Origin of the sequence: Micropruina sp. (assembly GCF_047606365.1) — a bacterium.
GTDB lineage: Bacteria > Actinomycetota > Actinomycetes > Propionibacteriales > Propionibacteriaceae > Micropruina.
The window spans coordinates 1-24756 of the sequence record NZ_JASGEN010000145.1 but is presented as its reverse complement, the minus strand read 5'-3'; the positions used below and the strand labels follow the sequence as shown (position 1 = coordinate 24756).

The window sequence follows — 24756 nt, the reverse complement described above, 5'->3', positions numbered from 1 at the left end:
CACGAACCGGCCCGGCACGCCGCTCGCCATGAGCTCAGTGAACCAAACCGTCAGACGATCGACTCTGTAGGTCGCCCGCTCGCGCGGAGACGCGTCCCCTACCTGATCCAAGGTCTGAGAAATGAGCTTCTCAGCAGACCAACCGCTGTCTCCACTACGCGCTGTGTCCTAGGTCCGTGTGTCCACCACTGACCAAGCCCGACGAGGAACCGATCCCGACGGCCTGTCGATTCCGGCGCAGCGGGAGGCGAACCGCCGGCGGGCGCTAGAGATGGGCGCACTGATAGTGGCCGAGTTCATCGAGCGAGGATGCTCGGGCAGGTCGCTGGAGCGGCCCGAACTGCAGCGGATGCTGCGCTATATCCAGGACACGCCGGTGGACTTCGTGATCGTCCACAAGATCGACCGACTGGCTCGCAACCGCGCCGACGACGCCGCGATCACGAAGACGATCCTGGAGACCGGCGCGCACCTGGTCTCCACTACGGAGGCGATCAGCACCTCACCGAGCGGAAGGCTGCTCCATGGGATCATGGCGTCCATCGCGGAGTTCTACTCCCAGAACCTCGCAACCGAGGTGACGAAGGGCATGCGACAGAAGGCAACTCAGGGAGGAACCCCTGGCCGCGCGCCGCTGGGGTACCTCAACCAGCGCCACATCGAGGATGGCCACGAGATCCGCACCGTCACCGTCGACCCCGAGCGCGGACCACACCTCGCGTGGGCATTCCGCGCCTACGCCACCGGTGAGTGGAGCATGGACGAAATCGCCTCCGAGCTCAATGCCCGCGGGCTGACGACCAGGCCAGGCCCGAACACATCCGCCCGGCCGCTGACGATCCGCAGCGTCCACCACCTCCTGCGCAACCCGTACTACGCGGGCATCGTGACGTTCAACGGCGTCGAATACCCAGGCACCCATGAACCTCTCGTCGACGCGGCGACGTGGGCGTCGGTGCAGGACATCCTGGTCGCGCGACGCAACGGCGAGCGCTCCCGCACTCACGACCACTACCTGAAGGGCACGGTCTACTGCCTCGCGTGCGGGTACCGGTTGATCCTGCAACACACCCGTCGCCGCGAGCGCCAGTACGAGTACTTCCTGTGCCACCGCGGCAAAGCCGGATGCCCCCAACGCAAGGCACTTCCCGTGGCCCAAGTCGAGCAGCGCATCGCAGACTGCTACCGCAACGTCGCGTTGACCGTCGCGCAACGCGAGCGCATCGAGGGAGTCGCTCTCGCGCGCCTGCGCCGCCAACACGAGACGAGTACGGCGCGGATCGACGACCTCAACCGAGAGATCGCGAGACTGGAGGCGAACCGGGCCAAGCTCCTCGACGCCTACTACGCCGACGCCGTCCCACGCAGCCTCTTCCTGGCCGAGCAACGTCGACTCAAGGCAGAACACGCCAGGATCGTCCTCGAGCGCACGACCGCCGCGACGGACCTCGCCGACCTTGAGGACGGCATCCGCGAGGCACTCAACCTTCTGCAAGACGCACACGCGACCTACGAACGGTCTCCTGCCCACATCCGCAAGCAACTCAACCGGACACTGTTCGCGCGCATCCTGCTCGGCCCTGATGCGGACGACATCCGTGTCGAGCTGAACGAGCCCTACACGACGCTCTCAGCCGGCAACCCGGACGAAGACGACGCCACAGAACACCAGAACCTCGCGCAGCAGGTCGCTGCACGAGGTTCTGATAAGGACATCTAAGTGGAGGTGGGGGGAGTCGAACCCCCGTCCTCAGAAGGTGAACCAGGACTTCTCCGGGCGCAGTTGACTAGGCGGTTTTCTCGGCTCCTACCCTCGCGTCAACACGTGGTAGCCAAGCCCAGTTCCAGTAAAGTCCCGAGCCGCCCCTGGAACCCAGGCGGCTCAGCAAGCCTTCTATACGAGGCCAGTAACCGGACGGAAGGCTACGTCCGGGCTGACCCTTCGGTCACTGCTCAGGCAGCGAGAGCGAAGTCTGCGCGAGAATTGTCGGCAGTTATTGGTTTTCCAAGGATCGTTAACGAGATGTCCTTGGATCCTCGGCCCGCTTCTCCTGGGACTACCGTCCCGAGTCGAAACCAGTCACCCCCTGTTGAGTTGTCATCCCGCCCGGACCACGGCCCGGACGAGCATGTCAGCCTATCAACGTTTGCCCTCGGACAAAACTTCCCACGGCACCAGGGCACGGACGGGGTTGCGCCAGTCCTTGCCGCGGGCCGCACCGACGGCACCCAGGATGGTGAGGATCACCCAGACGATCATCCAGATCCGGGCCACCGGGTTGCCGTCGCCGGACAGGATCCAGCCGACCGCGGACGTCGCCAGCCCGACCGCCGAGGCGACCAGTTGCCAGTTGAACGCCTTGGCCGCCTCGCGTTTGGCGTACGAGCCGGCCGGGCTGATCGCCCACACGACCAGCGGCCCGAACAGCCAGAACAGGAACGCCGAGAGGTGGGCAACGGCGGCCGTCACGTTGCTGCGATCGGCGCTGGGCCGTACCGGCAGCACCTCGCCGGAGACCGCACCGGACGGCTCATAGGCGCGATAGCCGGATCCAGCCGCGGCGAAAGGCAGCGGACCATCGACCGCGGCGGCCAGTTCCTCCAACCGTTCGGCGGTGATCACTCGCGACATCCTGGCCTCGAACTCGGCGACGTCCATCCGGCCGAGTCCGTACGCTTCGCGAAGGCGCCGCTCGGCGCCGTCGCGATCCTGCTTGGAGACACTGTCAACGGGTGCGAAGAAGTCCTGGGTCATGCGACAAAGCTTTCCTCGTCGCGCCCGTGCGCCATATCGGGCGCGGCCCTGCTTGAGCCCGGATGCCCCAGCTCAGGGTGCCCGGCCACCTCGGCCATCGCACCGGCGAGAGCAGTTGGCAGCCCAGGTGGAGAGGTGGGCGGACAGGTCTCCGTGATCGTCGGCCACCTGACGGCTGCGGAACTCTCGGCCGAGTGGAGGCTCTACGGTGAGGGCATGCCCAACACCCTGGATTTCCGCGATCTCGGCGAGGGGATCGGCGACGCGACGGCCGTGCTGCGCAACAACGCGGCGTCCGCCGGCCTGGATGCGCCGGTGCCGACCTGTCCGGGCTGGACGGTTCGTGATCTGGTCACCCATCAGGGCCTGATTCATCGCTGGGCGACCGCGAACGTTCGTGGCGAAGAGCCACGCCCGGACGCCGAGGTCGAAGCCGAGGCGGCCGCGTCCGTCGACCTGCTGGAGTGGCTCGACGACGGCCTGGTCGACCTGCTCAACGCCTTGGCTGCGGCGTCGGAGGACCTGGACGTGCAGTTCTTCCTGTTCGACGCTCCCCCGCCCCGCCAGGCCTGGACCCGGCGGCAATGCCACGAAACGACCATCCACGCTGTCGATGCGATGGCGGCCAAGCTGGGCCGCGCGCCCCGTTCGGACGAGTTGTGGTTCTCCCCCGCGCTCGCCAGGGACGGCATCGACGAGTTGCTGCTCGGGTTCGCCCCGCGGCCCAAGTACGGCCCGCGCCGTCCGGAGCCGGCCGAGATCGCGATCACCACCGACGACGGTCTGGGCGCCTGGACGGTGTCACTCACCCCGGACGGCTGCACAGCCCGGGTCGGGGCCTCCGACACCGCCGGCACCCGGGTCACCGGCAGCGCCCGGGGCCTCTACGCCGGCCTGTGGAACCGCGGCCGGAGCTACACGGTGACCGGGGACGCCGCCGTCCTGGAGTCATTCCTGGAGCAACTGCGGGTGTCCTGGTAACCGCCGGTAGAGCCCTGCCTAACTAGCTCTGGCCTCCCGTCGACGGGAGGCCAGAACTAGTTAGGCAGGGCCTTTCGGGTTACGGCTTCAGGCTGAGCAGCCAGGCCAGCAGGTAGCTGTAGCTGTTGCCGTCGTCGATCGTGGAGCGGTCGAAGCTGCGGGCGGCCTTCAGCGCGGTCTGCCGAGCGTCCTCCCCTGCCAGCGCCGAGTACATCAGGATGTAGTCCCCGTACTGTTGCTCGAAGCCCTTGCTGCCGATGCCCTCCTTGACGTTCTCGGCGATCCGGCCGGCGTCGCCGCCCAGCTGGTCGGAGGACGGGCTGACCGGGATGAGCAGAATGGCCAGCGCGGCCGCCGGCTCGGCGGAGAACCAGGTGGCGTAGTCGCGTTTGCCGCCGAAGTTCAGCGGCAGCACCTTGTGGCCGAAACCGGCATAGACCGGGTCACTGGTGTCGAAATCGGTCCAGTACGCGCGCGCGGACGCCGCCTCGAGCGCCTGCATCCACCGGGCCTCGACCTCCAGGTCGTGGTTGCCGCTGGCGCGTGCCCACAGGGTCAGGCCGGCGTAGGCGGTGACCGCCTCGGACGCCGACTCCTGGTTATTCCCGTCGGCGAACGGCGCCGTGCCGGACGCCCACGAGTGGGACGCGTAGCTGTCGAAGTTCCGCCGCGCCGGGAAGTGCTCGTTGGCGGGCGAGGTCGCGATGTCGGCGGCGAGCAGGTTCATCACCGGCGCCAGCTTCTCGGCCAGGCCGGAATCATCGGCCGCGAGCACCCCCGCGGCGTACAGGAAGTAGCCGTAGTGGAAGTGGTGGTCGTTGAACTCATCCGAACCGAAGGACGGCGTCCTGCCCACCATGCCGTGGTTGCGGGTGTCGTAGAAGAAGCAGAACGCGTCCCGGACCTCGCAGCCCTTCGGCTCGGCCCACTGCAGCAGCTGGGTGGTGACCCGCTCCTTCAGCTTCGCGGCCTCGGCGTCGGCACCCACCTGCTTGGCGATCTCCCAGAGCTGGGCGTCCCGGTACAGCGCCTTGCCACCGAAGTAGGTATCGGCCGGGTAGGGCTTCAGGGCCGCGACGTCGGCCTTGACCGCGTCCGCGAGCTCGGAACGCTCGGCTGCGGAGAGCCGGGAGAGGTCCAGGCCGGCGCGCGCCGCCTGCAGCGGCTCCGTCCAGGTCAGCTTCTTCCCCGCATACAGGGTGAGGGTTCCGTACGAGCTGGTGTAGCTGCCGATCGGGTCGCCGGCATCGACCAGGCTCTTGGCCTGGTGCGGCATAGCCGCGAAGGCGGTGTCACCGCCGTTCGTGGTGTCGTAGGCGAGCGTGGTGGTGGCCTTGTCACCCACCTGATAGGACGCCGAGGTCGCCTTCAGCGGGTCGCCGGCCAGCTTCGCCATCGTCTCGAGGTTGCCCCCGTCGGGGACGGCGAACCAGGTCGCGGTCTGGCCCGAGGACAGGTTCACCGACGTCCCCGACACCTGGCCCGACGTGACCAGACCGTAGGTGGCCGCGCCGCCCTGCACCGACCAGGCAGTCCCGGACGCCGCGAACGGCAGGTTGCTGGTCAGCGCGACGGAGCCGGCCGCGGTGAAGCTGACGAAGGGCGAGCCTTCGGCGATCCTGACCGAGCCGACCGGCTTTCCGGCCACGGCGGCCTCGAGCGTGACCGACAACTCGTCGTAGCCGGTCACCGTCCAGGTGGTGCCCGAGCCGGTGCCGACACTGATGATCGGCGCGTAGCCGCCCATGATCGTCTTCGCGGTGGTGGTCACCGTCGGCAGCCCGAAGGCGAAGCCTTTGGCGTCCACTCCGAAGCTGAGCGGCAGCGGGAAGACCGGCTGCGCGGTGTCGCCGAACACCAACCCGGAGAACCACTTGTTGGTCGGTGGCACCAGCCCGTCGGCGAGCCGTTCCGGCTTGAGATCCTTGCCGGCCGCCTGGCTGACGTCCTGGAGCAGCGGACCCACCTGATCGGCGCCCAGCACGCCGGCCGAGTCGCCCTCGGCGCCGGACCGGCCGACACTGGGGCTGGGTGCATCGGTCGCCGCGGGCGGTGCCGCCGAACAGGCCACCAGAAGACCGATCAGGCCGGTGGCGACCAGGCCGGTGAGCGTTCTGTTGAGCGCGGTGATGGTGATCACCTCAGTCCGATCTTGGTCAGGAAGGCGAGCATCGTCTCGGAGGGGCCGGACAGCCAGCCGTCGTCGCGCAACTCCACGATGGCGGTGACCGGGGTGTCCAGCCTGGTCAGATTGGCCAGCGCCGGATCGGTCAGGCCGTCGCTGCTGATGGTCACGTAGGTGACCGGCGCGCCGCCCTCGGTGACCACCTGCACACCCGACACCGTCCCGGTGACCAGCTGGTTGTTGGGCAGCACGATCCGGGCGGACGCGCCGTGCTCGATCCGGCCGTAGTCGATGGGTTCCAGGACGAAGCGCCCGATAACGGTACGTTGCCCGTCCGCCACGATGGCCGCCATCTGCGAACCGTTGCCGAGGAACGAGCCACGGACGGCGCCGAGCGAGGCGACGTAGCCGTCCGCCACGGACTTGTAGGTGATGGTGCCCTTGCTCAGGTCGATGTCGTAGGCGTCGGTGGACACCGGCCTGATGCCGTTGCCGACGTCCTGCTGTAGCTGGACGCTGGAGAGCGTGAACAGCTTCTGGCCGGTCTTCACCTTCTCGCCCGGCTCGACGTAGGTGTCGGTGACGACGCCGCCGTAGGACGATCCGACGATCGAGGTGGGTGCCTGCACGGTGGCGCTGACGCTGGCCACTTGGGACTGCCGTTGGTTGAACACCACGGTGAGCGCGAATACGAGCGCGGCGATGCCCAGGATGCCGCCCCAGAGCTTGAGTCGATTGATCCAGGTCATGATTGCTGTGCCTCAGAACTTTCTTGGTCGATCGTGGTGATCAATGGACGGAGCCGGCCGCTTCGCGGGCGCGCTCGGGACGGGTTTCGAAGGCGGCCGGGGCGTCGGCCGATGAGCCGGACCGGGGAGCCGCGGCGGCGAGCAGTTCGACCTCGCGGTGTGCCCTGGTGATCGCCTCACGGCTCAAAGCCGCGGGGCGTTCGGTCTCGACCACGGCGTCCGCCAACTCGACGTCGATCGGGTCGGCGACACCTTGGACCTCGGCGGCCTCGTGGAAGGCGACCCCGATCAGGGCACCGATCGCGACGGTGTTCACCACGCTCCAGAAGGTGGCCACGTTCAACTGCCCCAGGGTCAGGTCGCGCCAGATCGACACGATCGAGGTGCCCAGCAGGAAGACGAAGGTCAGCACCTGCGGAATGATGAAGTTGAACGCCGACGAGCGGGTGGTGGTGCCGGTGACGTGCCACTTGGTGTCGACCCCGGTGAACGCGTTGCGGAGCGCCCGCAGGTAGATCGGGAACGAGTTGGCCGCCAGCAGCAGCACCTCCCAGCGGAAGCTGCCCAGGGTGAGAGCCGCCAGCAGGATCTGCAGCAGGTAGAAGCCCGCGTAGAAGAGGAACCAGGTCAGCACGTCCACCTGCAGGTTCACCGGGTGCAGGTCGAAGAAGACCTCCAGCGCTGGGACGAAGAGCAGGATGCCCGGCGCGATTCCGGTCAGGTAGAAGGTGGCGGTCACGAAGTACATGAACCGCTGGTCGAGCGACAACCGCCGCCGCGGATTGAACGGGTTGTGGGTGAACAGGATCTCGAAACCGCCGGTGGCCCAGCGCAACTGCTGCTTGGTGTAGGCCTCGATGGTGTCCGGGGCATCACCCACCGCCAGCGTCTGCGGAATGTAGATCGACTTCCAGCCGCGTTCGTGCAGCATCAGCGACGTCCAGACGTCCTCGGACTTCGACTGCGTGTACATGCCGCCGATGTCGAGCACGGCGGAGCGCCGGAACAGCACGTTGGTGCCGACGCAGAAGGCGGCGTTGAAGTGCGTCCGCCCGGGCTGGATGAACCGATAGAACATCGACTGCATGTAGCCGGCGCCGCGGGAAATGATGTTGTGCATGTTCCCGTAGGTCTGCGGCGTCTGCACGAAGGCGACGTTGGAGTCGACCATGAACGGCAGGGTCTCCTCCAGGAACTCCGGACGCGGCACGAAGTCCGCGTCGAGGATGACGAAGAAGTCGCCTTTGGCTACGGTCAACGCGTTGTTCACGTTGCCCGCCTTGGCGCCATGGTTGGTCAGCCTGCGGAGGTAGCCGATCTGCAGGGCCGCGGCCAGGTCGCGCACGGCGTCCGATTTGCCGTCGTCCAGGATCCAGGTGCTGTGCGCACCCCGGACGGCCTTCGCCGCCTCCGCGGTGCGCCGGATCACGTCGAGCGGCTCGCCGTAGACCGTGATCAGCACGTCGACCGCGACGGATTCGCCGTCCACATGCAACGGCCATTGGGTCGGATCGTCGGTCACCCGGAGACGTTCGTTGACCGCCGGATCGTAGAGCGTCCGCTGCGTCTCGTGGAAGGCGAAGGTTCGCGGGTCCTTGTAACCCGCGAGGATCGCCCACATCGCCATCAAGGCGTGGAACATCAGGATCGTCTCGGCGACGATCACCATCGTCCAGGGCAGGATGTCGCCTCGGTTGGCCGGGTTCAGCAGGAACCAGGCGTAGGCCAGGATGCCGAGCGTGGCCGCGATGGAGACCGCGATCATCACCGGACCGTAGGAATTCTTGGTTCGCGCACGTCTGGCTTGCGGCCCGAGGCCGTCGACGGACGCGAAGTCGTCAGTGATTACTGGTGTGGACATAACTCTCCCCCCGAAGAGCACATCGTTGTTGGTGAACCGCCCTAATCCGCGCTCCCGACGCGGGGCCGTTCAACGGCCGCTGTGGCCGGCTTCGGCGAGTTCGCTAGCACCCCGTCGCTCGAAGCTGAGTCAAGAGTAGGCACGACCGACACCCGAAAGCAAAATATTGGTCTATGTAACTAAAATATTACGAGCGGGTGGCGCGGCGATGACCGGCCGAGGACTACTCGCCGCGGTTCCGGGAGGCCAGCTCGCGGGCGGCGTCCCGATTGGCGTCGCGCTCGGCGATGGTCTGGCGCTTGTCCCAGGCCTTCTTGCCGGTGCCGACGGCCAGTTCGACCTTGGCGTAGCCGTCCAGGAAGTACAGCGCCAGCGGGACGATGGTGCGTCCCGACCCGGTGGTGGCGCGCTCCAGCTTGTCGATCTCGCGGCGATGCAGCAGCAGCTTGCGGTTGCGCCGCGCGGCGTGATTCGTCCAGGTGCCGAAGGCGTATTCGGGAATGTAGGCGTTACGCAGCCAGACCTCGCCGTCGTCGACCGTGGCGAACGCATCGGCCAGGGACGCCCGCCCCGACCGCAACGACTTCACTTCGGTGCCGGTGAGCACCAGGCCCGCCTCGAAGTGGTCGGACAGGTGGTAGTCATGGCGCGCCCGGCGGTTCTGGGCGACCATGATCCGGCCCTTTTCGCGTGGCATGGTCGCGCTCCCCTGGTCAGGTGCTGGTCGATGGAAACCGACAGCTTACCAAGGGAGCGCGATCAGGCTGAGCTCAGAGCCAGTTCATCGGGTTGACCACGCCACCGTTGACGTAGACCTGCAGGTGCAGGTGGCAGCCGGTGGAGAGGCCGGTGGTGCCGACGTAGCCGATCAGCTGGCCCTGCTTGACCCGCTGTCCGGTGCGAACGATGATCCGCGACTGGTGGGCATAGCCGGTCGAGACGTACTTGCCCCTGATCCGGCCGTGGTCGATGACGGTGTAGTTGCCGAAACCGCCCTGGCGGTAGGCGCTGGCCACCCGGCCGCTCGCCGCCGCCCGGATCGGGGTGCCGCAGGCGGCGCCGAAGTCGGTGCCGCGGTGCATCCGCCAGACGTGCAGGATCGGGTGGTAGCGAAGCCCGAACGGCGAGCCTGCGGGCGCGTTCACCGGGCGGATGAATCCTCGGGACGACTCGCGAGAGACCGTCGTCCGGGGCACGTAGCGCTTGCCGGCCTTCTTCGCCGCAGCCTTGCGCCTGGCTTCCGCGGCCCGGCGCTTCGCCTCGGCCGCCGCGGCCTTCTTGCGGGCGATCTCGGCCCGGCGCCGGATCTCCGCGCTGATCGCCGCGTCCTGGGCCTGCAGCTGACGGAACTTGGCCTGCTCGGCGTTCAGGTCGGCCTGCGCCGCCTTGCGGGCGACCGCGAGCTTCGCCACGCTCGTCGCGACAGCGTTGCGGGCCAGCGCCGCCTTGCCCTGCAAGACCCTCATCTGAGCCAGGTTGGCCTCGGCTTCGGCCTTGTCGGCGGCGATCTGCTTCTCGATGACCGCCTGCGCCTTCTCGGCCGCCTCCAGCTTGGCCTGCAGCTCACGCAGCCGGGCCATCTGCGCGCTGGTCGCGTCGAAGATGGTCGTCGACCACTGCAGCCGCTGGGACAGGTCGCCGGTGTCGGCGGAGTCGAACACCACGCTCAGGCCGACCAGGTCGGTCTGCTGCTGGTAGGCCTCGCGGGCCGCCGCACCCATCATCTGCAGCTGGGCGTCCACCTCGGCCTTGGCCTTGGCGACCGCCTTCTTGGCTGCCGCCAGCTTCTTCCGGGCCTCGGCCAGCCGGCGTCCGATCGCGGCGTCGAGCGCCCGTGCATCGTTGACGGCCTGGTTGGCGGCGTTCAGCTTGCGCTGCGCCTTGGCCTGCGCGGCCTGCGCCTTGGCCAGGTTCTGGATGGCCTTGGAGACTTCGGCCTTCGAGTCCGCGACGTCCGACTTCGACGACACGATGGCCTTGCGGACGTCGTCGCGACGATCCTTCAAGCCGTCGGCCGCTGCCGGCGAGCCCAGGCTCACGGTCAGGCCGATGGCGAGTACCGCGACCAGCGGACGCCACAGGCGCTTGGCGGTGCTGAGCGACGTTTCCTTCGTGGTTCGGCAGGTGGGGGAAGACACCTGATTCACGATGGGGCCCCAATCGGTTCGGTCGAGGGCCCACCGGGAGGCTCAGACCCTCAAATACTTACGAGTGGCTATCACTGTCGGAACGACCGAAAGGACGACACCAACGGCGACAACGCCGAGCATTGCCAAACCGACGTGGGACCAGCCAATCCACTCGATACTCTTAAGTGAGGGTTGAGCCCTGTCGATGATCAGGAATTTTTCGATTGCAGCAAGCGATCCGCAGGCTAAAGCCGCGCCAGCGAGGGCTGCGACGAGAGATTCGATCAGGAACGGCAGCATGATGTACCAGTTCGACGCACCCACCAGCCGCATGATCCCCAGCTCGCGACGGCGCGAGAAGGCGGCCATCTTGATGGTGGTGGCGATCTGCAGAGCGGCTGCGAGAAGCAGCCACAGACTGAGCCCGATGGTGGCCCACTTGGCGATGTTCAGCCATTGGAACAGCGGATTCAGATACTGCCGCAGGTCCTGAACGGCCTGGACGCCGGGCAGGCCGGCGATCGCGGACACCACACCCTCGTACTGCTCGGGATCCTTCAGCTTCACCCGGAAGGAGTCCTGCATCAGGTCGACGCTCATGTCGGCCAGCACCGGCGAATCCTTGTAGACCCGCTTGAAGTCCTCCCAGGTGTCGGCCTTGCTCTCGTAGTAGACGGTCTCGACCTCGGAGTTGGTCTCCAGCGCGGTCCGGATCGCCTGCTTCTGGGCGTCCGTGGCGTCCTGGCCGGGCTCGCAGTTGCGACCCGACGAGGCCTTCACGCACAGGAAGACGCTGATCTCGATCTTGTCGTACCAGCGGCCCTTGGCGAGTTCGACCTGTTGGGCGCCGAGCAGGCCGCCACCGAACAGGGTCAGCGAGACCCACATGGTGATGATGACGGCGAAGGTCATGGTCAGGTTTCGGCGTAGGCCGGACCAGGCCTCACGCAGGGTGTGCCGCATGGCGGACTCCTTCGAGGATTCGGGACGGGCGGGCCAGGTTCATCGCGGTGCTCACTGGTAGCCGTAGACGCCCTTGCTCTGGTCGCGGACGAGTTCGCCGTCCACGAGTTCGATCACCCGTTTGCGCATCTGGTCGACGATCGTCGCGTCGTGGGTGGCCATCACGACGGTGGTGCCGGTGCGGTTGATCTGGTCGAGCAGCTTCATGATGCCGATGCTGGTGGTCGGGTCGAGGTTGCCGGTCGGCTCGTCGGCCAGCAGGATCGCCGGACGGTTCACGAACGCCCGGGCGATCGCCACCCGCTGCTGCTCACCGCCGGAGAGCTCTTCGGGAAGCCGGTTCTCCTTGCCGTTCAGGCCGACCAGCTCGAGGGTCTCCGGGACGACCCGCTTGATCGTCGCCGTCGGCTTGCCGATCACCTGCAGCGCGAAGGCCACGTTCTCGAGAACGGTCTTGCCGGGCAACAGCCGGAAGTCCTGGAAGACCACGCCCAGTTGGCGGCGCAGCCCGGGGACCTTCCAGCCGTGCAGCCGGCCCAGATCCTTGCCGGCCACGAAGATGCGGCCCTTGGTGGCCCGGTACTCGCGCAGCACCAGCCTGATGAACGTCGACTTGCCCGAGCCGGAACTACCGACCAGGAAGACGAACTCCCCCTTGTCGATGGTGACGCTGACGTCGGACAGTGCGGCCCGGCGTTGACCCTCGTAGATCTTGGTGACGTCTTCGAACGTGATCACGGTGCGGCTCCGGTCGGTCTCGATGATGGGGGAAGTTCCTGAGAAACACTCAGCCGACCACGGTCGAGTGTAGGCGAGGTCCGCGCCGCGTCCAGGAACGCCACGCCCGCCCGTACTCCCACCGCTCGCCGAACTATTTGGGGCTCGCTGAATTCAGCGAGCGCCAGACAGTTCGGCGAGCGTTTCAGGGTCACGCCAGGCGCGAGGATCAGCGGTCCCCCTGCTGGCGACGCCAGCGGATGCCGGCGTCGATGAAGCCGTCCAAGTCGCCGTCGAAAACGGCGTCCGGGCTGCCCACCTCGTAGTCGGTGCGCAGGTCCTTGACCATCTGGTAGGGGTGCAGCACGTAGGAACGCATCTGCGAACCCCACGAGTTGCCACCGTCGCCCTTCAGTGCGTTCAGCTCGGCCTCGCGGTCACGCCGGGCACGCTCCAGCAGCCGGGACTGCAGCACCTTCATCGCCGCGACCTTGTTCTGCAGCTGGCTCTTCTCGTTCTGGCAGCTGACCACGATGCCGGTCGGCAGGTGGGTCAGCCGGACGGCGGAGTCGGTGGTGTTGACGCTCTGGCCGCCGGGACCGGAACTGCGGAACACGTCCACCCGGACGTCGGCCTCGGGAATGTCGATGTGGTCGGCGTCCTCGGTGACCGGCAGCACCTCGACGCCGGCGAAGGACGTCTGGCGCCGGCCCTGGTTGTCGAACGGGCTGATCCGGACCAGCCGGTGGGTGCCCTGCTCGACGCTCAGCGTGCCGTAGGCGAACGGTGCCTTGACGGTGAAGGTGGCCGATTTGATGCCGGCCTCTTCGGCGTAGGAGATGTCGTAGACGTCGGCGGAATAGCCGTGCCGCTCCGACCAGCGCAGGTACATCCGCAGCAGCATCTCTGCGAAGTCGGCGGCGTCCACTCCCCCGGCCTCGGAGCGGATGGTGACCACGGCGTCCCGCTCGTCGTAGTCACCGCTGAGCAGGGTGCGGACCTCGAGCGCCTGGATGTCGGTGGAGAGCCGGCTGAGTTCCCGCTCGGCTTCGGCGAGGGTGTCCGGATCGGACTCCTCCTGGCCGAGCTCGATCAGCACACTCAGGTCGTCGACGCGCTGCCGCAGGGCGGTCAGCCGGTCGACCTCGGCCTGCAGCGCCGACAACCGGGAGGTCACCCGCTGGGCGTTCTCCTGGTCGTTCCACAGGTCGGGTGCGGACGCCTGCTCCTGCAGCTCGTCGATCTGCTGCTTCTTGGCCGCGGGGTCGAGCACCGTCTCGATCGACGTCAGCGTCTTGTCGAGTTCGGCGAGGTCGGAAAGCAGATCAGCGGAAGCCACGAGGGTGCAGTTTACTGGACGCACGCCGGACGACCGGCACGGCCCACCGGGACCCGGGAGTCAGCTGCCGTGCTGCTGGATGCGGACCGCGTTGCCGGAGGGATCGCGGACGCCCATGTCGATGCCGTAGAAGTGCTCGGTCGGCTCGTGGGTGAAGTCGGTCACCCCTCGGTTGCGCAGCTCGTCGTACGTGGCGCGCACATCGTCGCAGAGCAGCACCAGGCCACTGCCGACGGCCCCCTTGGCGATCAGTTCGCGGAACTGTTCCGCGGTCGCCGGATCATGGTTCGGCGCACCCGGCGTCTCGAGCATGATCTCGGGGCCCGCACTGCCGGGAACTCGTACGGTGAGCCAGCGGTAGTCGCCCTGCTGAACGTCATTGCCCTTCTCGAGGCCGAGCTTGTTGACGTAGAAGTCCAGCGCCTCCTCCTTGTCGAGGACGTACACGGTGACAACGTTGATCGCGGTGAGCATCTCGGTTCGCTTCTCCATTCCCTCCGGACGGCTCCACCGTAGGCAGCGACCGCGCGTTGCGCCTTATCCAAACGTGCTCAGTTCGGGCGCACGCCGGGGCCTGAGGGCCTCATGGTCGCGAGTTGGACGCAATGCGGCGTGACGATCGGCTCGGTCCCCGCTCGGTAGTCGCTCGGCGTCCGTCCGACGATGCCCTTGAACGTGCGGCTGAACGTGCCGACGCTGCCGAACCCGACGTCGAAGCAGATCTCGGTGATGGTGCGATCGGTGTCGCGAAGCAGGAACATCGACCGTTCCACCCGCCGACGCTGCAGGTAGCGGTGCGGTGACTCGCCGAACACCTGGCGGAACGTCCGGCTGAAATGCGCCGGCGAGACGTGGGCGACCGCGGCGACCGCCCGCACGTCGAGCGGGTCCGCGTAGCAGCGATCCATGGCGTCCCGGGCGCGGAGCAGCCGCCGGTTGCGTTCTTCGGCTTCGCGGCTCACCCGCAAAGCCTACGAGAGGCCGTCGAGACCTACCTGGTCACGGGTTCCGACGAGCTCAACCGGCGAATCCGGCCAGAATGGATCGCACCGCGGCATCGAACATCGCGTCCTCATCGTCGTCAGACGAGCGGAACACCAGGGGGAAGCGAGCCCGCATCTCGTCCATCGACAAAGGGAACGGGTACGGGTTGGCCGCCTGCAGCTGCTCCTGGTGGACGAATCCGGTCAGGTAGGCCATCAGGGTGTCGGCGGCCAGATTCGCCCGTTCGGCCGGGATGCCGCGCTGCACGAGTTCGATCAGACGTTCCATTAGCGCCAGGGAGCCCAGACTGCCGTTCAGCGGTCCGCTGGCCAGGATCAACGCCCCGTCGCGGTGGGCGTGCAGCGTCGCACGCAGACGACCGCATGCCTGCGCCACCGCGTCCGGCCAACTCGGCGACGGCGGCACTTCGTCGATGGCTGCCAGCGCCCGTGCGCACAGCTCGTTGGCCATCGAGCGCAGCAGTGCCGCTTTGTCAGGCAGGTGGTAGTAGAGGCCGCCGACCTGGACGCCGAGCCGATCGGCCACCAGCCTCATGGTCAGCCTCTCCAGACCGACCTCTTCCACCACCTCGAGCGACGCCATGGTGATCTGGCTGGTGTCCACGCACCCGATGGTAGCGAGTGTTGAACGCTGTTCAACAACTGCCTACGCTGGAGGCGATTCGAACAACGTTCAAAGTGGGTTCACGATGATCATCGAACGGACGATCGAAGCGGTGCTGATCCTCACGGCGATCCGCGCCGGAATACGACTACTGGCGCGCAAACGCGCCGTCACGAGCGAAGAGCTCGACCTGGAGAAGGAACTCCGCGGGCTGGCCCCCGCGAAGCGGCTGCCGATCGCCGCACTGGCGCTACTCGTCCTGCTGACCGTCGGCGCGCTGGCCGAGGTGATCTGGCCGGGCACCCTGAACGTGCTGCGCAACGACCCGTCGAACCCCGACTGGTGGCGCCCGCTGACCGCCCCCTTCGTTCAGGACGACGGGGTCATCGGCGCGATCTTCAATCTTGTGACGGCGGCCGCAGTGATGGCACTGGCCGAGTGGTACTGGGGAGGCCTACTCGCCCTCGGAATCTGGGCAACCGGAGCCTGGGCACCGGTCGGAGCCGTCGCGGCCCTCGCCGGCTACCGGGTCGCAGCCGCCAACACGGACGCCTACACGGCGGGCAGCTCCGGCGCGACCTACTTCACCGCGGCCACGCTCTGCGCAGCGCTGCTCTGCGCCGGCACCGGCCGGGACCGGCTGATCGGGCTCGTCGGGCCGGTCATCGGGGTGATCAGCTGGCTCGTACTCGGCGATGGGCACGGACTGCTGTTCACGGCCGGAGTGATCGTCGGCGTGGCGCTATGGGTCATAGTCCACTTGATCGGACGCCTCAGCCGGGGGTCGGGTGCTGGCAAGCTCGCCCCGCGGGCGCCGACCAGCTCAACCGGCGGAGGAAGCGATCGCGAGAGCTCGTCCGGTCAGTGAGGACTCGTCGTCGACCAGCTCGGCCGGCGGGCCGGCGAACACCAGGCGTCCGCCGTCGATGCCCGCGCCGGGACCGATGTCGATGACATGGTCGGCGCGGGCGATCACGCGCAGGTTGTGCTCGACGACCACCAGCGTGGTGCCGAGATCGAGCAGGTCGTCGAACAGCACGTTGATCCGGTCGACGTCGCTGGGGTGCAGTCCGGTGGTGGGTTCGTCGAGCACGATCCACTCTGACGCCAGGTCGGTCGATGACGCCAGATGGCGGGCGATCAGCAGTCGCTGCTTCTCGCCGCCGGACAACGTGTCCAGCGATTGGCCGACGGCGGCGTAGCCGAGGCCGACCCGATCCATCCAGCCCACCGCGGCGACGATGTCGGGACGTCCGGCGAACAGCTGGGCGACCTCGTCCGCGGTCATCGCCAGCACGTCGGCGATCGTCCGGCCATCGATGGCGACGGCCAGCGCCGTCGGATTGAACCGGGATCCGTCACAGGCATCGCAGGGGGTGGCCACGTCGTCGAGGAAGGCGAGTTCGGTGGTGATGTAGCCCTTGCCGTTGCAGCCCGGGCAGGCGCCCTTGGAGTTGAAGCTGAACCAGGCCGGCTCCAGCCCCGACGCCTCGCTGAACGCTTTGCGAATGCTCTCCGCGACCCCGAGCACGCTGAGCGAGGTGGACCGGACGCCGCCGCGCAGGGCGTCCTGCCCGACCACGATGAACCGGCGTTGTTGCCGCGGCAGTTCCAGGGTGGCCAGCGAACTCTTGCCAGAACCCGCCACACCGGTGACCGCCGTCAGCACCCCGATCGGAATGTCGACGTCGAAACCGGTCAGGTTCCGGGCTCGCGCGTTCTTCACCGACACCCAGGAGCGAGCGGAGCTCGCCTGCTGCTTCACCGTGAGGCGTTGCGCGAGCACGCGTCCGGTCGGCGTATCACTGCCGGCCAGCGCCTGCGGCGTCCCTTCGAACAGGATCCGGCCACCGTCATGGCCCGCCCCGGGTCCCATATCGACGACGTGGTCGGCGATCCGGATCACCTGCGGGTGATGCTCCACCACCAGCACGGTGTTGCCGGCGTCCCGGAGCCGTTGCAGCAGCCGGGTCAGCCGCAGCACGTCGGCCGGATGCAGACCGATGGACGGCTCGTCGAAGACATAGCTGACGTCGGTGAGGGCGCCACCCAGGTGCCGCACGATCTTGACCCGCTGCGCCTCACCACCGGACAAGCTGGACGACTCACGATCCAGACTCAGATAACCCAACCCGACCGAGATCAGCGCGTCCAGGATGGTGCGGATGCCGTCCAGGGCGGGCGCGACCTGCGGAATCGCGAGGTGTTCCAGCAGTTCGTGCAGTTCGTTGACGCTGAGCGCCATCCAGTCGACGATCGAGCGGCCCTCGATCAGGCTGGCTCGGGCCGCGGCGTTGACCCGGGCGCCGTGGCAATCAGGGCACGGCCGCTGCGTGGTGATCCGATCCAGCTCCTCGCGCACCTTCTTGGAGATCTTCGGCGGGCGGTTCTTCACGTACACATCGCGCAGCCGGGTGACGACCCCGTCGAACCGCCCGGACGCCGGGAAGCGCGGATCGGGATGGGTCGGCTTGACGCCGTCCGCATAGAGGAACAGGTCCATCTCTTCGGGGGTGTAGTCGCGCATCGGCTTGGACCGGTCGAAGAAGCCGCAGTAGGCGAATCGCTTCCAGCGGTAGACGCCCGGCCGGAAATTGGAGAACCGGACGGGCCCCTCGTCGATGGTCTTGTCGAGGTCGATGAGTTCGTCGACGTCGATGTCGACCACCGTGCCGATGCCCTCGCAGGCCGGGCACATGCCCTTGGGATCGTTGAACGAGTAGGCCGGCGAATACCCGGCCGACGGCACCCCGGCCCGCGAGAACACCAGCCGCAGCAGCGGGGCGAGATCGGTCGCGGTGGCCACCGTGGAGCGGGCGTTCGGGGTGAACCGGCGCTGATCGATCAGCACGGTGAAGGTGAGCCCGGCCATCGCCTGGACGTCGGGCGCCGGCAGCTGTGGCAGCCGAGCCCGCAGGAACGCCGGGTAGGAGTCGTTGGCCAGCCGTTGCGCGCCGGCGGCGACGGTGTCGAGCACCAGGGACGACTTTCCCGAGCCCGAGACGCCGGTGAAGACGGTCAGCGCCTTCTTGGGGATCGTGAGGCTGACCTCACACAGGTTGTTGGTGGTCGCGCCGATCACCCTGATCTGATCGGGTGCCTCGTGGTCGTCCATGCCGAGGAACCCTAGTGGCACCCTGCCCACGACGGGGACGCCCCACCGGGTAGTTCCCGCGGACCCTGCGAGGATGAGCGTCATGCGGTCGGTCGTAGCTGCGCTGGAGCGACACCAGCTGTGGCTCTACCTCGCAGCTCTCGCCCTGAGCGCCGTGCTGGGGCTGCTTGTGCCGGCGGTCGCGCAGCCGGCCGAGGCCGCGATCAGTCCGGTCCTGGGGCTGCTGCTCTATGCGACCTTCCTCGGCGTCCCGTTCGCGAGGCTCGCACGGGCGGTGCGCGACTGGCGGTTCCTGGCCACCGCCCTGGCGGTCAACTTCGTGGCGGTGCCGTTCGTCGTGTTCGGGTTGTCCCGGATCGTCGCCCACGAGCGGGTGCTGCTGGTCGGGGTGCTGCTCGTGCTGCTCACGCCGTGCGTGGACTACGTCATCGTCTTCACCGGCATGGCTGGTGGCGCCAAGGACCGCCTGTTGGCAGCGACGCCGCTGCTGATGCTCGTCCAGATGCTGCTGCTGCCGCTCTACCTGTGGCTGTTCGTCGGAGCCGAGTTCGCCACCCACGTCGACCCGGCGCCGTTCGTCGAGGCATTCCTGCTGCTCATTGCGCTGCCGCTGACCGCTGCGGTCGCCACCCAACTGGCCGCCGATCGCACACGCTGGGGTGCGGGTGTGCAGGGTGTGGTGTCCGACGCGATGGTGCCGCTGATGATGCTCACCTTGGCGGTCGTCGTCGCTTCACAGATCGCGGCTGTCGGACACCGGTTCGTGTCGCTGCTGCTCACCGTCCCGATCTACCTGCTCTTCGCCGTCCTGATGGTTCCGATCGGCATGCTGGCCGGACGCCTCACCCGGCTGGATGTCGCCGGTCGACGCGCGATCGTGTTCAGCGGCGCGACCCGCAACTCGCTCGTCGTGCTACCGCTCGCGCTGGCCCTGCCCGTCGGCTTCGATCTCGCGCCGCTGGTGGTCGTCACCCAGACCCTGACCGAACTGGTGGTGATGGTCGTTCTTGTCCGCTTCATCCCGCGGGTGATCCCAGCCCCTGATTGAGCGTGTCGAAGCCGGTCATCGAGGGGCCGAGGGTCTCGACGAGGTCGCGGGTCACGACAAGCTCGGTCGGCGGCATACTCAGGTGTTCGAGCCGGTGAGCGCGCGGTTGTGTTCCATCGCGATCCCGACCCAGGTGGTCAACTGCTCGTCGTCGTTGATGGCGTCGGCCGCGACCTCGATCCAGCCGGGCCCCATCGTGCGTCCCGTACCCATCTCGGCTTGCGTCGCACCTGGCCTGCTCAGCAGTTCGTCGTGCCGACCGGCGTCGACGCGAATCAGCAGCCCGCCGCCTTTCAGCGCGCTGACGACCATCTTCTCGTTCACCATGAACGACCGGACGCCGAACATGGACGTCTCGCGCACCACCCGCTCGGACGCGAGCAGCGTGCGCAGGCGTTCGACGAGGGCGACCTGCTCGGGAGTCATCTCCTGCTCCTGTGTCAGTCCTGCCCGGGCGGGCCGTAGGCGAGCCTGTCGAAGATCAGCACGCTTTCGCTGATCTTGCCGTCGGTCACCGTGAAGAACTCGGCGGCGGGGGCCGTCGAGGTCGCTGCGGTCTGCGGGTAGTAGAACAGGGCGACCCGGTTCCCGTCGGCGAACTCGGCGATGTCACCGATGCCGGTGAGCATGGGTGCGAATCCACCGATGAAGCTGCGGTAGGCGTCCTTGCCGTCCAGGTCACCGCCGGGTGCACGGCAACTGATGTCGTCGGCGACACAGTTCATCGCGCCGTCGATGTCGCCGCTCGTCCAGGCGCGGTGGTACTTCGTCACAACGTCGTACGCGGTCTCGGGTGCCATCGGTGTGTCTCCTTCGTTCGTGCCACGAGGTGGCAGTTGTTCACCTAGTCAGGGAGCGGTTGCCAGTCGTCCGGCCCGGCATCGCCGCCGGCCCCGGCGATCCCCAGCCGGGGCAGGAAGTGCATCCAGCCATCGGCGTGCCCGGGCACTTCGGTGTCGGGCAGACCGGAATGACACAGATCGACCCTGGTGCCGCCGCCGACGGCCGTCAGCCGAAACTCGACCCGTGAGGCACCGGCCGGCAGCAGGTCACTGCCCGCGAAGCCCCAGGAAACCACGACGCGGCGCGGATGTTCGACCTCGAGGTATTCGCCGCGCACCGGGTAGCCGGCGATATCGACGGCGAAGCGGCCGCCCGGGGTAGGGTCGAGCTCGGCGTACTGGCCCATCCACGCCGTCATGCCGGCGTTGGTGACGAGGTAGTCGAACACCGTCTCGGGCGGCGCCGCGATGTCGATGGAGTCGCGGAACTCAGCCACGATCGTCACTGTCCCGAGACTCGATCGCACTCTTGAGTGCGGCCAGCTTCGCCGGCCAGAAGTCGTCCAGGTACGAGCGCACCGCGGCCAGGCCGTCGACCTCCACCGCGAACAGGTGCCGCGTGCCGTCGCGGGTGGCTGCGGCGAGGCCTGCCTTCCTGAGCACGCCGAGGTGGTGGGACGTCGTCTGCTGCGACAGCGAGACCCGCTCGGCGATCACCCCGACCGGCTGCGGCCCGGAGCGGATCACCCGCAGGATCGCTCGGCGGTTGCCGTCCGCGAGGGCACGCAGAGCCAGATCAAGATCCGCCGCGGCCTCAGCGCTCATCGTCACTCTCCTTGGTTCGAGCCTCGACCATACCACAAGTAGTCATTTGTACTCATAAATATGCGTGGATATGCCCAGCGCCTCGCGATGAGCCTGAAACAAGGATCGGGATCGGGCACGGCTGTCCGTACCCGATCCCGATCGCCCAATTCCTGCCGGCACGGCGGATAGCCAGACAGAGGATCAGCGCGTCCCCTGGAGCGCGTCAGCCGAGCCGGCGGCGCAACTCGTCCACGCCGTCCCCGCTCAGCTCGGCGCAATAGGCCGTCCTTCCTGCCATTGCCATCACCAGGTCGAGCAGCCGCCCGCGCACGACGGGACCGCTGCCGGTGCTGATTGCGGCGTCGGTCGCGTCGAGCCTGAGTCCTTTGACGGCGCTGCGGGAGTGGACGGCGAAGTCCTTGGCGACGAAGAAGTCGGCGACTTCGCGCACAGCCACCGGGTCGGGGGTGAGCTCGATGCCCAGCGGACGCGCCATGTCCTGCCCGTGGACGATCACCTCGCCGAGGAATGCCGCATAGTCCTTGGTCGGAGCGATGGTCAGCGCCACCGAGTCACGGAAGGCGGTCAAGGTCTCCTCCGGGGTGCGGCCCAGATACCGCGCAAGCAGACGGGCATTGTGCGTGTCGGCGTTGAGTCCGGCCCGCACGATGCTGCGAATCCAGGCCCATGTCCCGGTGCGTGCGGCCGCCGTCAGATGCGCGGTGACCTGCTCCACCGTCCAAGCCGCGCACAGCGACGGCGAGCGCCACTGTTCCGCGCTGAGCCCGTCGAGCATGTCGGCGAGCCGCGCACGTTCGGCGTGGATCAGTACCCAGAAGTCGGTGGCAGTCGTCACGTTCCCAGAGTCGCACGGAACTCTCCCCTGCTCACGCTCGACAGGCGCCCGGCAACAGGGCTGCCGCACCAGGCTCGATGAGCGAAGGAGGACGCCTCAACCGTGCCGGGTCAGGACGCAGCTCCCCCGGAGCGGTACCGCAGGGCGACCGCCCCCGATCGGAACTCATGGCGGTCCACGAGTTCGAGTTGGATGCGCTCCCGCAGCCCGGCGAGCAGCGTCGGCCCTCGTCCGGCAAGAACCGGCTGGACGACGAACTCGTACTCGTCGATCAGCCCCAGATCTGCCAGCGCCAACGGCAGCGTGACGCCACCCACCCACAGGCCTTCACCAGGCTGCTGCTTGAGCCGCCGAATCGCTTGCCCGAAGTCTTCTCGAACCAGCTCCGCGTTCCAATCGGCCTCGCTCAGCGTGCTCGACACGACATACTTCTTCGCGCCGTCGATGGCCCCGGCGAACGGAACCTCCCACTCATCCATCCAGTCGGGCCAGCCGCCGGTGGCCGGACGCCGCCACGCCGACTCCATCATCTGGTAGGTCACCCGGCCGAACAGCAGGGCATCGGCGCGCTGCATCTGCGCGGTCCAGTAGCTCATCGACTCCTCGTCCGGCGGAAGCCCCGCCTCGTGATGGCAGCAGCCGTCGAGCGTGACGTTGATCGAATAGCGAAGTGGTCTCGGCATTCCAGCTCCCCTGATAAGTGATTGCACTTTACCATCACTCCTCCATCTGGCGCACTCACGTAACTCGACAGTCCGGATGCGTCATCGTCGAAGACGACCCCGCGCGTTCGTTCGCGAGGTAGCTGCGAGCCAAGGCACGGCGAACGCCGTAGTCGGACGCGACACCGAACCTGGTTCAAGCGGGGCGCGCATCGAGGAACTCGGCGATCGTCTCTGCGAGCACTTCCGGGTTCTCGAGCATCGGAAGATGCCCCAGCGGGAGTTCCCGTTGCCAGGTCGCCCCGAGGTTGGCAGCGAAGCCGCGCTGGAGTGCCACCGGGAACTCGCGATCCTCGGTCGTGCTCACATACCCCCGCACGTCCGCGGTGCGGTACTCGCCCACTCGTTCCCGGTAGTAGCTCTGCGACTCGGGCGTGAAGTCGTCGATGAGCCGATCGGTGACCCGTCCGTCGAGACCGTGGGCGAGGCCCTTACGGATCGCGGATTCCGGCGGTCGGGTTCCGGCCAGGCGCATCGCAGTGCTGAGAATCCAGCGGTTCGGAGCGGGCATCGCGGTGAGGAAGGAGTCCCCCGGCCGCGGCACAATCGCGCAGACTCCGAGCAGACCGGTGACGCGTCCGGGTGCCAACCGCATCACCTCGGCACCCACGACGCCGCCGGCCGAGTGCGCGACGATGGCGAAACGCTCGGTCGGCGCGGAACCGATCGCGGCGTCCGCATAGCGGCGAATCCCGGTCGCGCCACCGACGGGCCTGGGCGCGACCTGGGTCTCATATGAGTCGCGCAGACGGTCACGCACGTCATCCCAGATCCACGCGAGAAGCCCCGCACCGCTGAGAAAGAGGATCGAGGGATGCGATGTGTTCATGCACCCATGATCGCCACCCGATATGTCACTGGTATGTCACTATTTATGCATGAATCGAACCGATCGCCTCTATGCGATTCGCGAGGAGTTGCGTCGCGCGGGATCGACAGGACGCACCGCCGAACGCCTTGCCACGCTCTTCGAGGTCAGCGTGCGCACCGTCAAACGCGACATCTCGACTCTGCAACACGGCGGATTCCCCGTCTGGGCGCAACCTGGACCGGGGGGCGGATACGTCGTCGACGCCTCGGCGACGCTGCCGCCGGTGAACTTCACCGATGCCGAAGTGTCCGGCCTCGCCGCCGCAGTGGCCGCCCACCGCGGTCAGCCTTTCGACAGCCATGCCCGCGCCGCGCTCGCGAAGGTGTTGAGCGTCATGGATGCGGCTACCAGGGAACGCTCGGAAGAACTCGGCAGCCGCATCTGGATAGACCACACCGAGGCACTCAGCGGGGGTCCGGCCAGAAAGGCGATCGAGCAAGCGCTCCACGAGCGGCGCGTTCTCTCGATGCGCTACCGGAGCGGGAACGGCGAGGAGACCACCCGACGGGTCGACCCGGTGCTCCTCGCCCACACTCAAGGGCAGTGGTATCTCGTCGCCCACTGCCGCACCCGTGAGGCTATCCGCTGGTTCCGGCTCGATCGCATCGCCACGGCGCACCCCACTGCCGAGCCCTCTCGAGCCATTCCGGTCGACAGTGTCGGCACACCCCCACCGGCGGCCAAAGCCATCGCAGACCATAACTGAGGGAGATCCGGACGCGGATCGATCACATCGTCAATGTCGTGCGAACGGTCTCCCACCGCAAGTCCACCGCCCCAAGACGGTCCCCGGCTGGCTATCCCGGGTCGCAGTTCTGTCGACGGACCGGGAAGCTCTCCTGACGACGGCATGGTCTACCGCCCCGTCTGCTGGGCGACCGAGCTGCCCGCAACCAGTTCGAATACCTCCTGATTCCCCATCGTTTCGACAACCAGTTCACGCATCTTCCAGATCAGCGGCCAGGCGGCTAGATAGCGTGGTTGCGTGGTATCCATCTCGTTCACGCTCGCGAGACAAACGTTCGAACTATCGGACGACCATGTACGCGCACGCCTGGTCTCGCACTGTCCCTGAGGTTGACCCCGGAATCCGGACAGGTGGTTGTTTGGTCAGGCGGCTTTCGGGGCCGTCTGGGTGGCCTGTCGGGCCAGGTGGTGCTCGTACTGTAGCGGGCTGATGTAGCCGATGGCGGAGTGGCGCCGGCGGGCGTTGTAGAAGCCGTCGATCCAGGCGTAGACGCCTTGGCGGGCGGCGGCGATGGTGGGGAATACGTGCCGCTGGTAGTACTCGGATTTCAGGGTGGACCAGAACGATTCCGCAGCAGCGT

General features: G+C 67.4%; 27 protein-coding genes and 1 other RNA gene. 5 read left to right on the top strand and 23 right to left on the bottom strand.

Going from position 1 to position 24756, the window contains the following annotated elements; genetic code table 11:
- The first annotated feature begins 178 nt into the window (after positions 1-178).
- Positions 179-1720 carry a recombinase family protein gene (locus QM624_RS16740; RefSeq protein ID WP_415093880.1) on the top strand — a complete coding sequence of 514 codons (1542 nt, stop codon included), beginning with the start codon at positions 179-181 and terminating at the stop codon, positions 1718-1720.
- Here the strand turns inward: QM624_RS16740 and ssrA are convergent.
- Together ssrA and QM624_RS16730 are read right to left on the bottom strand one after the other, a co-directional pair.
- Positions 1719-2088: a transfer-messenger RNA gene (gene ssrA / locus QM624_RS16735) on the bottom strand. The two genes, QM624_RS16740 and ssrA, sit on opposite strands and share 2 nt — an antisense overlap.
- Before the next feature lie 52 nt (positions 2089-2140).
- A complete protein-coding gene (locus tag QM624_RS16730) occupies positions 2141-2755 on the bottom strand; it encodes a DUF1707 and DUF4870 domain-containing protein (RefSeq protein WP_415093878.1) in 615 nt (204 codons plus the stop codon).
- 135 nt (positions 2756-2890) lie between these two features.
- Between QM624_RS16730 and QM624_RS16725 the strand changes: the two genes are divergently transcribed.
- Positions 2891-3736, top strand: a complete 846-nt coding sequence (locus tag QM624_RS16725) for a maleylpyruvate isomerase family mycothiol-dependent enzyme (RefSeq protein ID WP_415093876.1) — start codon at positions 2891-2893, stop codon at positions 3734-3736.
- Positions 3737-3815: 79 nt separating this feature from the next.
- Here QM624_RS16725 and QM624_RS16720 read toward each other — a convergent pair whose 3' ends face one another.
- From QM624_RS16720 to QM624_RS16670, 11 genes are all read right to left on the bottom strand, one after another.
- A complete protein-coding gene (locus tag QM624_RS16720) occupies positions 3816-5876 on the bottom strand; it encodes a glycosyl hydrolase (RefSeq protein WP_415093874.1) in 2061 nt (686 codons plus the stop codon).
- The gene (locus tag QM624_RS16715; protein ID WP_415093872.1) at positions 5873-6610 is read right to left on the bottom strand and encodes a hypothetical protein; all 738 of its coding nucleotides are present in this window, start codon (positions 6608-6610) and stop codon (positions 5873-5875) included. Before QM624_RS16715 ends, QM624_RS16720 begins: the two co-directional genes overlap by 4 nt.
- Before the next feature lie 40 nt (positions 6611-6650).
- Positions 6651-8375 (bottom strand): glycosyltransferase family 2 protein, encoded by a 1725-nt coding sequence (locus tag QM624_RS16710; RefSeq protein ID WP_415093870.1) that lies wholly within the window; start codon positions 8373-8375, stop codon positions 6651-6653.
- A gap of 319 nt (positions 8376-8694) precedes the next feature.
- Positions 8695-9168: an SsrA-binding protein SmpB gene (gene smpB, locus QM624_RS16705; RefSeq protein WP_415093868.1), complete on the bottom strand. Its 474-nt coding sequence runs from the start codon at positions 9166-9168 to the stop codon at positions 8695-8697.
- A gap of 73 nt (positions 9169-9241) precedes the next feature.
- Positions 9242-10609, bottom strand: a complete 1368-nt coding sequence (locus tag QM624_RS16700) for a peptidoglycan DD-metalloendopeptidase family protein (protein ID WP_415093866.1) — start codon at positions 10607-10609, stop codon at positions 9242-9244.
- 51 nt (positions 10610-10660) lie between these two features.
- Positions 10661-11563 carry a permease-like cell division protein FtsX gene (gene ftsX / locus QM624_RS16695; protein WP_415093864.1) on the bottom strand — a complete coding sequence of 301 codons (903 nt, stop codon included), beginning with the start codon at positions 11561-11563 and terminating at the stop codon, positions 10661-10663.
- A 51-nt stretch (positions 11564-11614) separates the two neighbouring features.
- Positions 11615-12301, bottom strand: coding sequence for a cell division ATP-binding protein FtsE (gene ftsE, locus QM624_RS16690; RefSeq protein WP_298131160.1), 687 nt, complete (start codon positions 12299-12301; stop codon positions 11615-11617).
- A gap of 208 nt (positions 12302-12509) precedes the next feature.
- The gene (gene prfB, locus QM624_RS16685) at positions 12510-13619 is read right to left on the bottom strand and encodes a peptide chain release factor 2 (protein WP_415093862.1); all 1110 of its coding nucleotides are present in this window, start codon (positions 13617-13619) and stop codon (positions 12510-12512) included.
- 60 nt (positions 13620-13679) lie between these two features.
- Entirely contained in the window at positions 13680-14111 is a 432-nt protein-coding gene (locus tag QM624_RS16680; RefSeq protein WP_415093860.1) for a VOC family protein, read from the bottom strand.
- 59 nt (positions 14112-14170) lie between these two features.
- On the bottom strand, positions 14171-14581 hold the full coding sequence (locus QM624_RS16675; RefSeq protein ID WP_415093858.1) for a helix-turn-helix domain-containing protein: 411 nt from the start codon (positions 14579-14581) through the stop codon (positions 14171-14173).
- 55 nt (positions 14582-14636) lie between these two features.
- Complete coding sequence (locus QM624_RS16670) at positions 14637-15227, bottom strand: TetR/AcrR family transcriptional regulator (protein WP_415093856.1); 591 nt, start codon at positions 15225-15227, stop codon at positions 14637-14639.
- A gap of 85 nt (positions 15228-15312) precedes the next feature.
- Between QM624_RS16670 and QM624_RS16665 the strand changes: the two genes are divergently transcribed.
- Positions 15313-16095: a hypothetical protein gene (locus QM624_RS16665; protein ID WP_415093854.1), complete on the top strand. Its 783-nt coding sequence runs from the start codon at positions 15313-15315 to the stop codon at positions 16093-16095.
- Here the strand turns inward: QM624_RS16665 and QM624_RS16660 are convergent.
- A complete protein-coding gene (locus QM624_RS16660; protein ID WP_415093852.1) occupies positions 16051-18342 on the bottom strand; it encodes an excinuclease ABC subunit UvrA in 2292 nt (763 codons plus the stop codon). The two genes, QM624_RS16665 and QM624_RS16660, sit on opposite strands and share 45 nt — an antisense overlap.
- Before the next feature lie 82 nt (positions 18343-18424).
- On the opposite strand from QM624_RS16660, the gene QM624_RS16655 reads away from it, so the two are divergent.
- Positions 18425-19390, top strand: coding sequence for an arsenic resistance protein (locus QM624_RS16655; protein ID WP_415093850.1), 966 nt, complete (start codon positions 18425-18427; stop codon positions 19388-19390).
- Positions 19391-19468: 78 nt separating this feature from the next.
- On the opposite strand, the gene QM624_RS16650 is transcribed toward QM624_RS16655, so the two are convergent.
- The 7 genes from QM624_RS16650 to QM624_RS16620 all read right to left on the bottom strand — a co-directional run bounded on the left by QM624_RS16650 (position 19469) and on the right by QM624_RS16620 (position 23386).
- Complete coding sequence (locus QM624_RS16650) at positions 19469-19816, bottom strand: TfoX/Sxy family protein (protein ID WP_415093848.1); 348 nt, start codon at positions 19814-19816, stop codon at positions 19469-19471.
- 14 nt (positions 19817-19830) lie between these two features.
- A complete protein-coding gene (locus QM624_RS16645; RefSeq protein ID WP_415093846.1) occupies positions 19831-20190 on the bottom strand; it encodes a nuclear transport factor 2 family protein in 360 nt (119 codons plus the stop codon).
- A gap of 44 nt (positions 20191-20234) precedes the next feature.
- A complete protein-coding gene (locus tag QM624_RS16640) occupies positions 20235-20669 on the bottom strand; it encodes an SRPBCC family protein (RefSeq protein ID WP_415093844.1) in 435 nt (144 codons plus the stop codon).
- Positions 20662-20997, bottom strand: coding sequence for an ArsR/SmtB family transcription factor (locus QM624_RS16635; protein ID WP_415093842.1), 336 nt, complete (start codon positions 20995-20997; stop codon positions 20662-20664). The genes QM624_RS16640 and QM624_RS16635 overlap by 8 nt, the downstream gene beginning before the upstream one ends.
- Before the next feature lie 205 nt (positions 20998-21202).
- A complete protein-coding gene (locus QM624_RS16630; RefSeq protein ID WP_415093840.1) occupies positions 21203-21835 on the bottom strand; it encodes a maleylpyruvate isomerase family mycothiol-dependent enzyme in 633 nt (210 codons plus the stop codon).
- Positions 21836-21945: 110 nt separating this feature from the next.
- On the bottom strand, positions 21946-22518 hold the full coding sequence (locus QM624_RS16625; RefSeq protein ID WP_415093838.1) for a dihydrofolate reductase family protein: 573 nt from the start codon (positions 22516-22518) through the stop codon (positions 21946-21948).
- Between the two features lie 175 nt (positions 22519-22693).
- Positions 22694-23386, bottom strand: coding sequence for an alpha/beta fold hydrolase (locus QM624_RS16620; protein WP_415093836.1), 693 nt, complete (start codon positions 23384-23386; stop codon positions 22694-22696).
- Between the two features lie 49 nt (positions 23387-23435).
- On the opposite strand from QM624_RS16620, the gene QM624_RS16615 reads away from it, so the two are divergent.
- Positions 23436-24134: a helix-turn-helix transcriptional regulator gene (locus tag QM624_RS16615; protein WP_415093834.1), complete on the top strand. Its 699-nt coding sequence runs from the start codon at positions 23436-23438 to the stop codon at positions 24132-24134.
- A 149-nt stretch (positions 24135-24283) separates the two neighbouring features.
- Here the strand turns inward: QM624_RS16615 and QM624_RS16610 are convergent, their stop codons facing one another.
- On the bottom strand, positions 24284-24433 hold the full coding sequence (locus tag QM624_RS16610; protein WP_415093832.1) for a hypothetical protein: 150 nt from the start codon (positions 24431-24433) through the stop codon (positions 24284-24286).
- Positions 24434-24538: 105 nt separating this feature from the next.
- A partial coding sequence (locus tag QM624_RS16605; RefSeq protein ID WP_415093830.1) for an integrase core domain-containing protein occupies positions 24539-24756 on the bottom strand: 218 nt, incomplete at its 5' end.

Coding starts and splice junctions, on each gene's coding strand:
- QM624_RS16730 (WP_415093878.1), bottom strand. CDS start 2,755: ATGACCCAGGACTTCTTCGCACCCGTTGACAGTGTCTCCAAGCAGGAT.
- QM624_RS16715 (WP_415093872.1), bottom strand. CDS start 6,610: ATGACCTGGATCAATCGACTCAAGCTCTGGGGCGGCATCCTGGGCATC.
- QM624_RS16710 (WP_415093870.1), bottom strand. CDS start 8,375: ATGATCGCGGTCTCCATCGCGGCCACGCTCGGCATCCTGGCCTACGCC.
- smpB (WP_415093868.1), bottom strand. CDS start 9,168: ATGCCACGCGAAAAGGGCCGGATCATGGTCGCCCAGAACCGCCGGGCG.
- ftsX (WP_415093864.1), bottom strand. CDS start 11,563: ATGCGGCACACCCTGCGTGAGGCCTGGTCCGGCCTACGCCGAAACCTG.
- QM624_RS16680 (WP_415093860.1), bottom strand. CDS start 14,111: ATGGAGAAGCGAACCGAGATGCTCACCGCGATCAACGTTGTCACCGTG.
- QM624_RS16665 (WP_415093854.1), top strand. CDS start 15,313: ATGATCATCGAACGGACGATCGAAGCGGTGCTGATCCTCACGGCGATC.
- QM624_RS16660 (WP_415093852.1), bottom strand. CDS start 18,342: ATGGACGACCACGAGGCACCCGATCAGATCAGGGTGATCGGCGCGACC.
- QM624_RS16655 (WP_415093850.1), top strand. CDS start 18,425: ATGCGGTCGGTCGTAGCTGCGCTGGAGCGACACCAGCTGTGGCTCTAC.
- QM624_RS16650 (WP_415093848.1), bottom strand. CDS start 19,816: ATGACTCCCGAGCAGGTCGCCCTCGTCGAACGCCTGCGCACGCTGCTC.
- QM624_RS16645 (WP_415093846.1), bottom strand. CDS start 20,190: ATGGCACCCGAGACCGCGTACGACGTTGTGACGAAGTACCACCGCGCC.
- QM624_RS16635 (WP_415093842.1), bottom strand. CDS start 20,997: ATGAGCGCTGAGGCCGCGGCGGATCTTGATCTGGCTCTGCGTGCCCTC.
- QM624_RS16625 (WP_415093838.1), bottom strand. CDS start 22,518: ATGCCGAGACCACTTCGCTATTCGATCAACGTCACGCTCGACGGCTGC.
- QM624_RS16620 (WP_415093836.1), bottom strand. CDS start 23,386: ATGAACACATCGCATCCCTCGATCCTCTTTCTCAGCGGTGCGGGGCTT.
- QM624_RS16615 (WP_415093834.1), top strand. CDS start 23,436: ATGAATCGAACCGATCGCCTCTATGCGATTCGCGAGGAGTTGCGTCGC.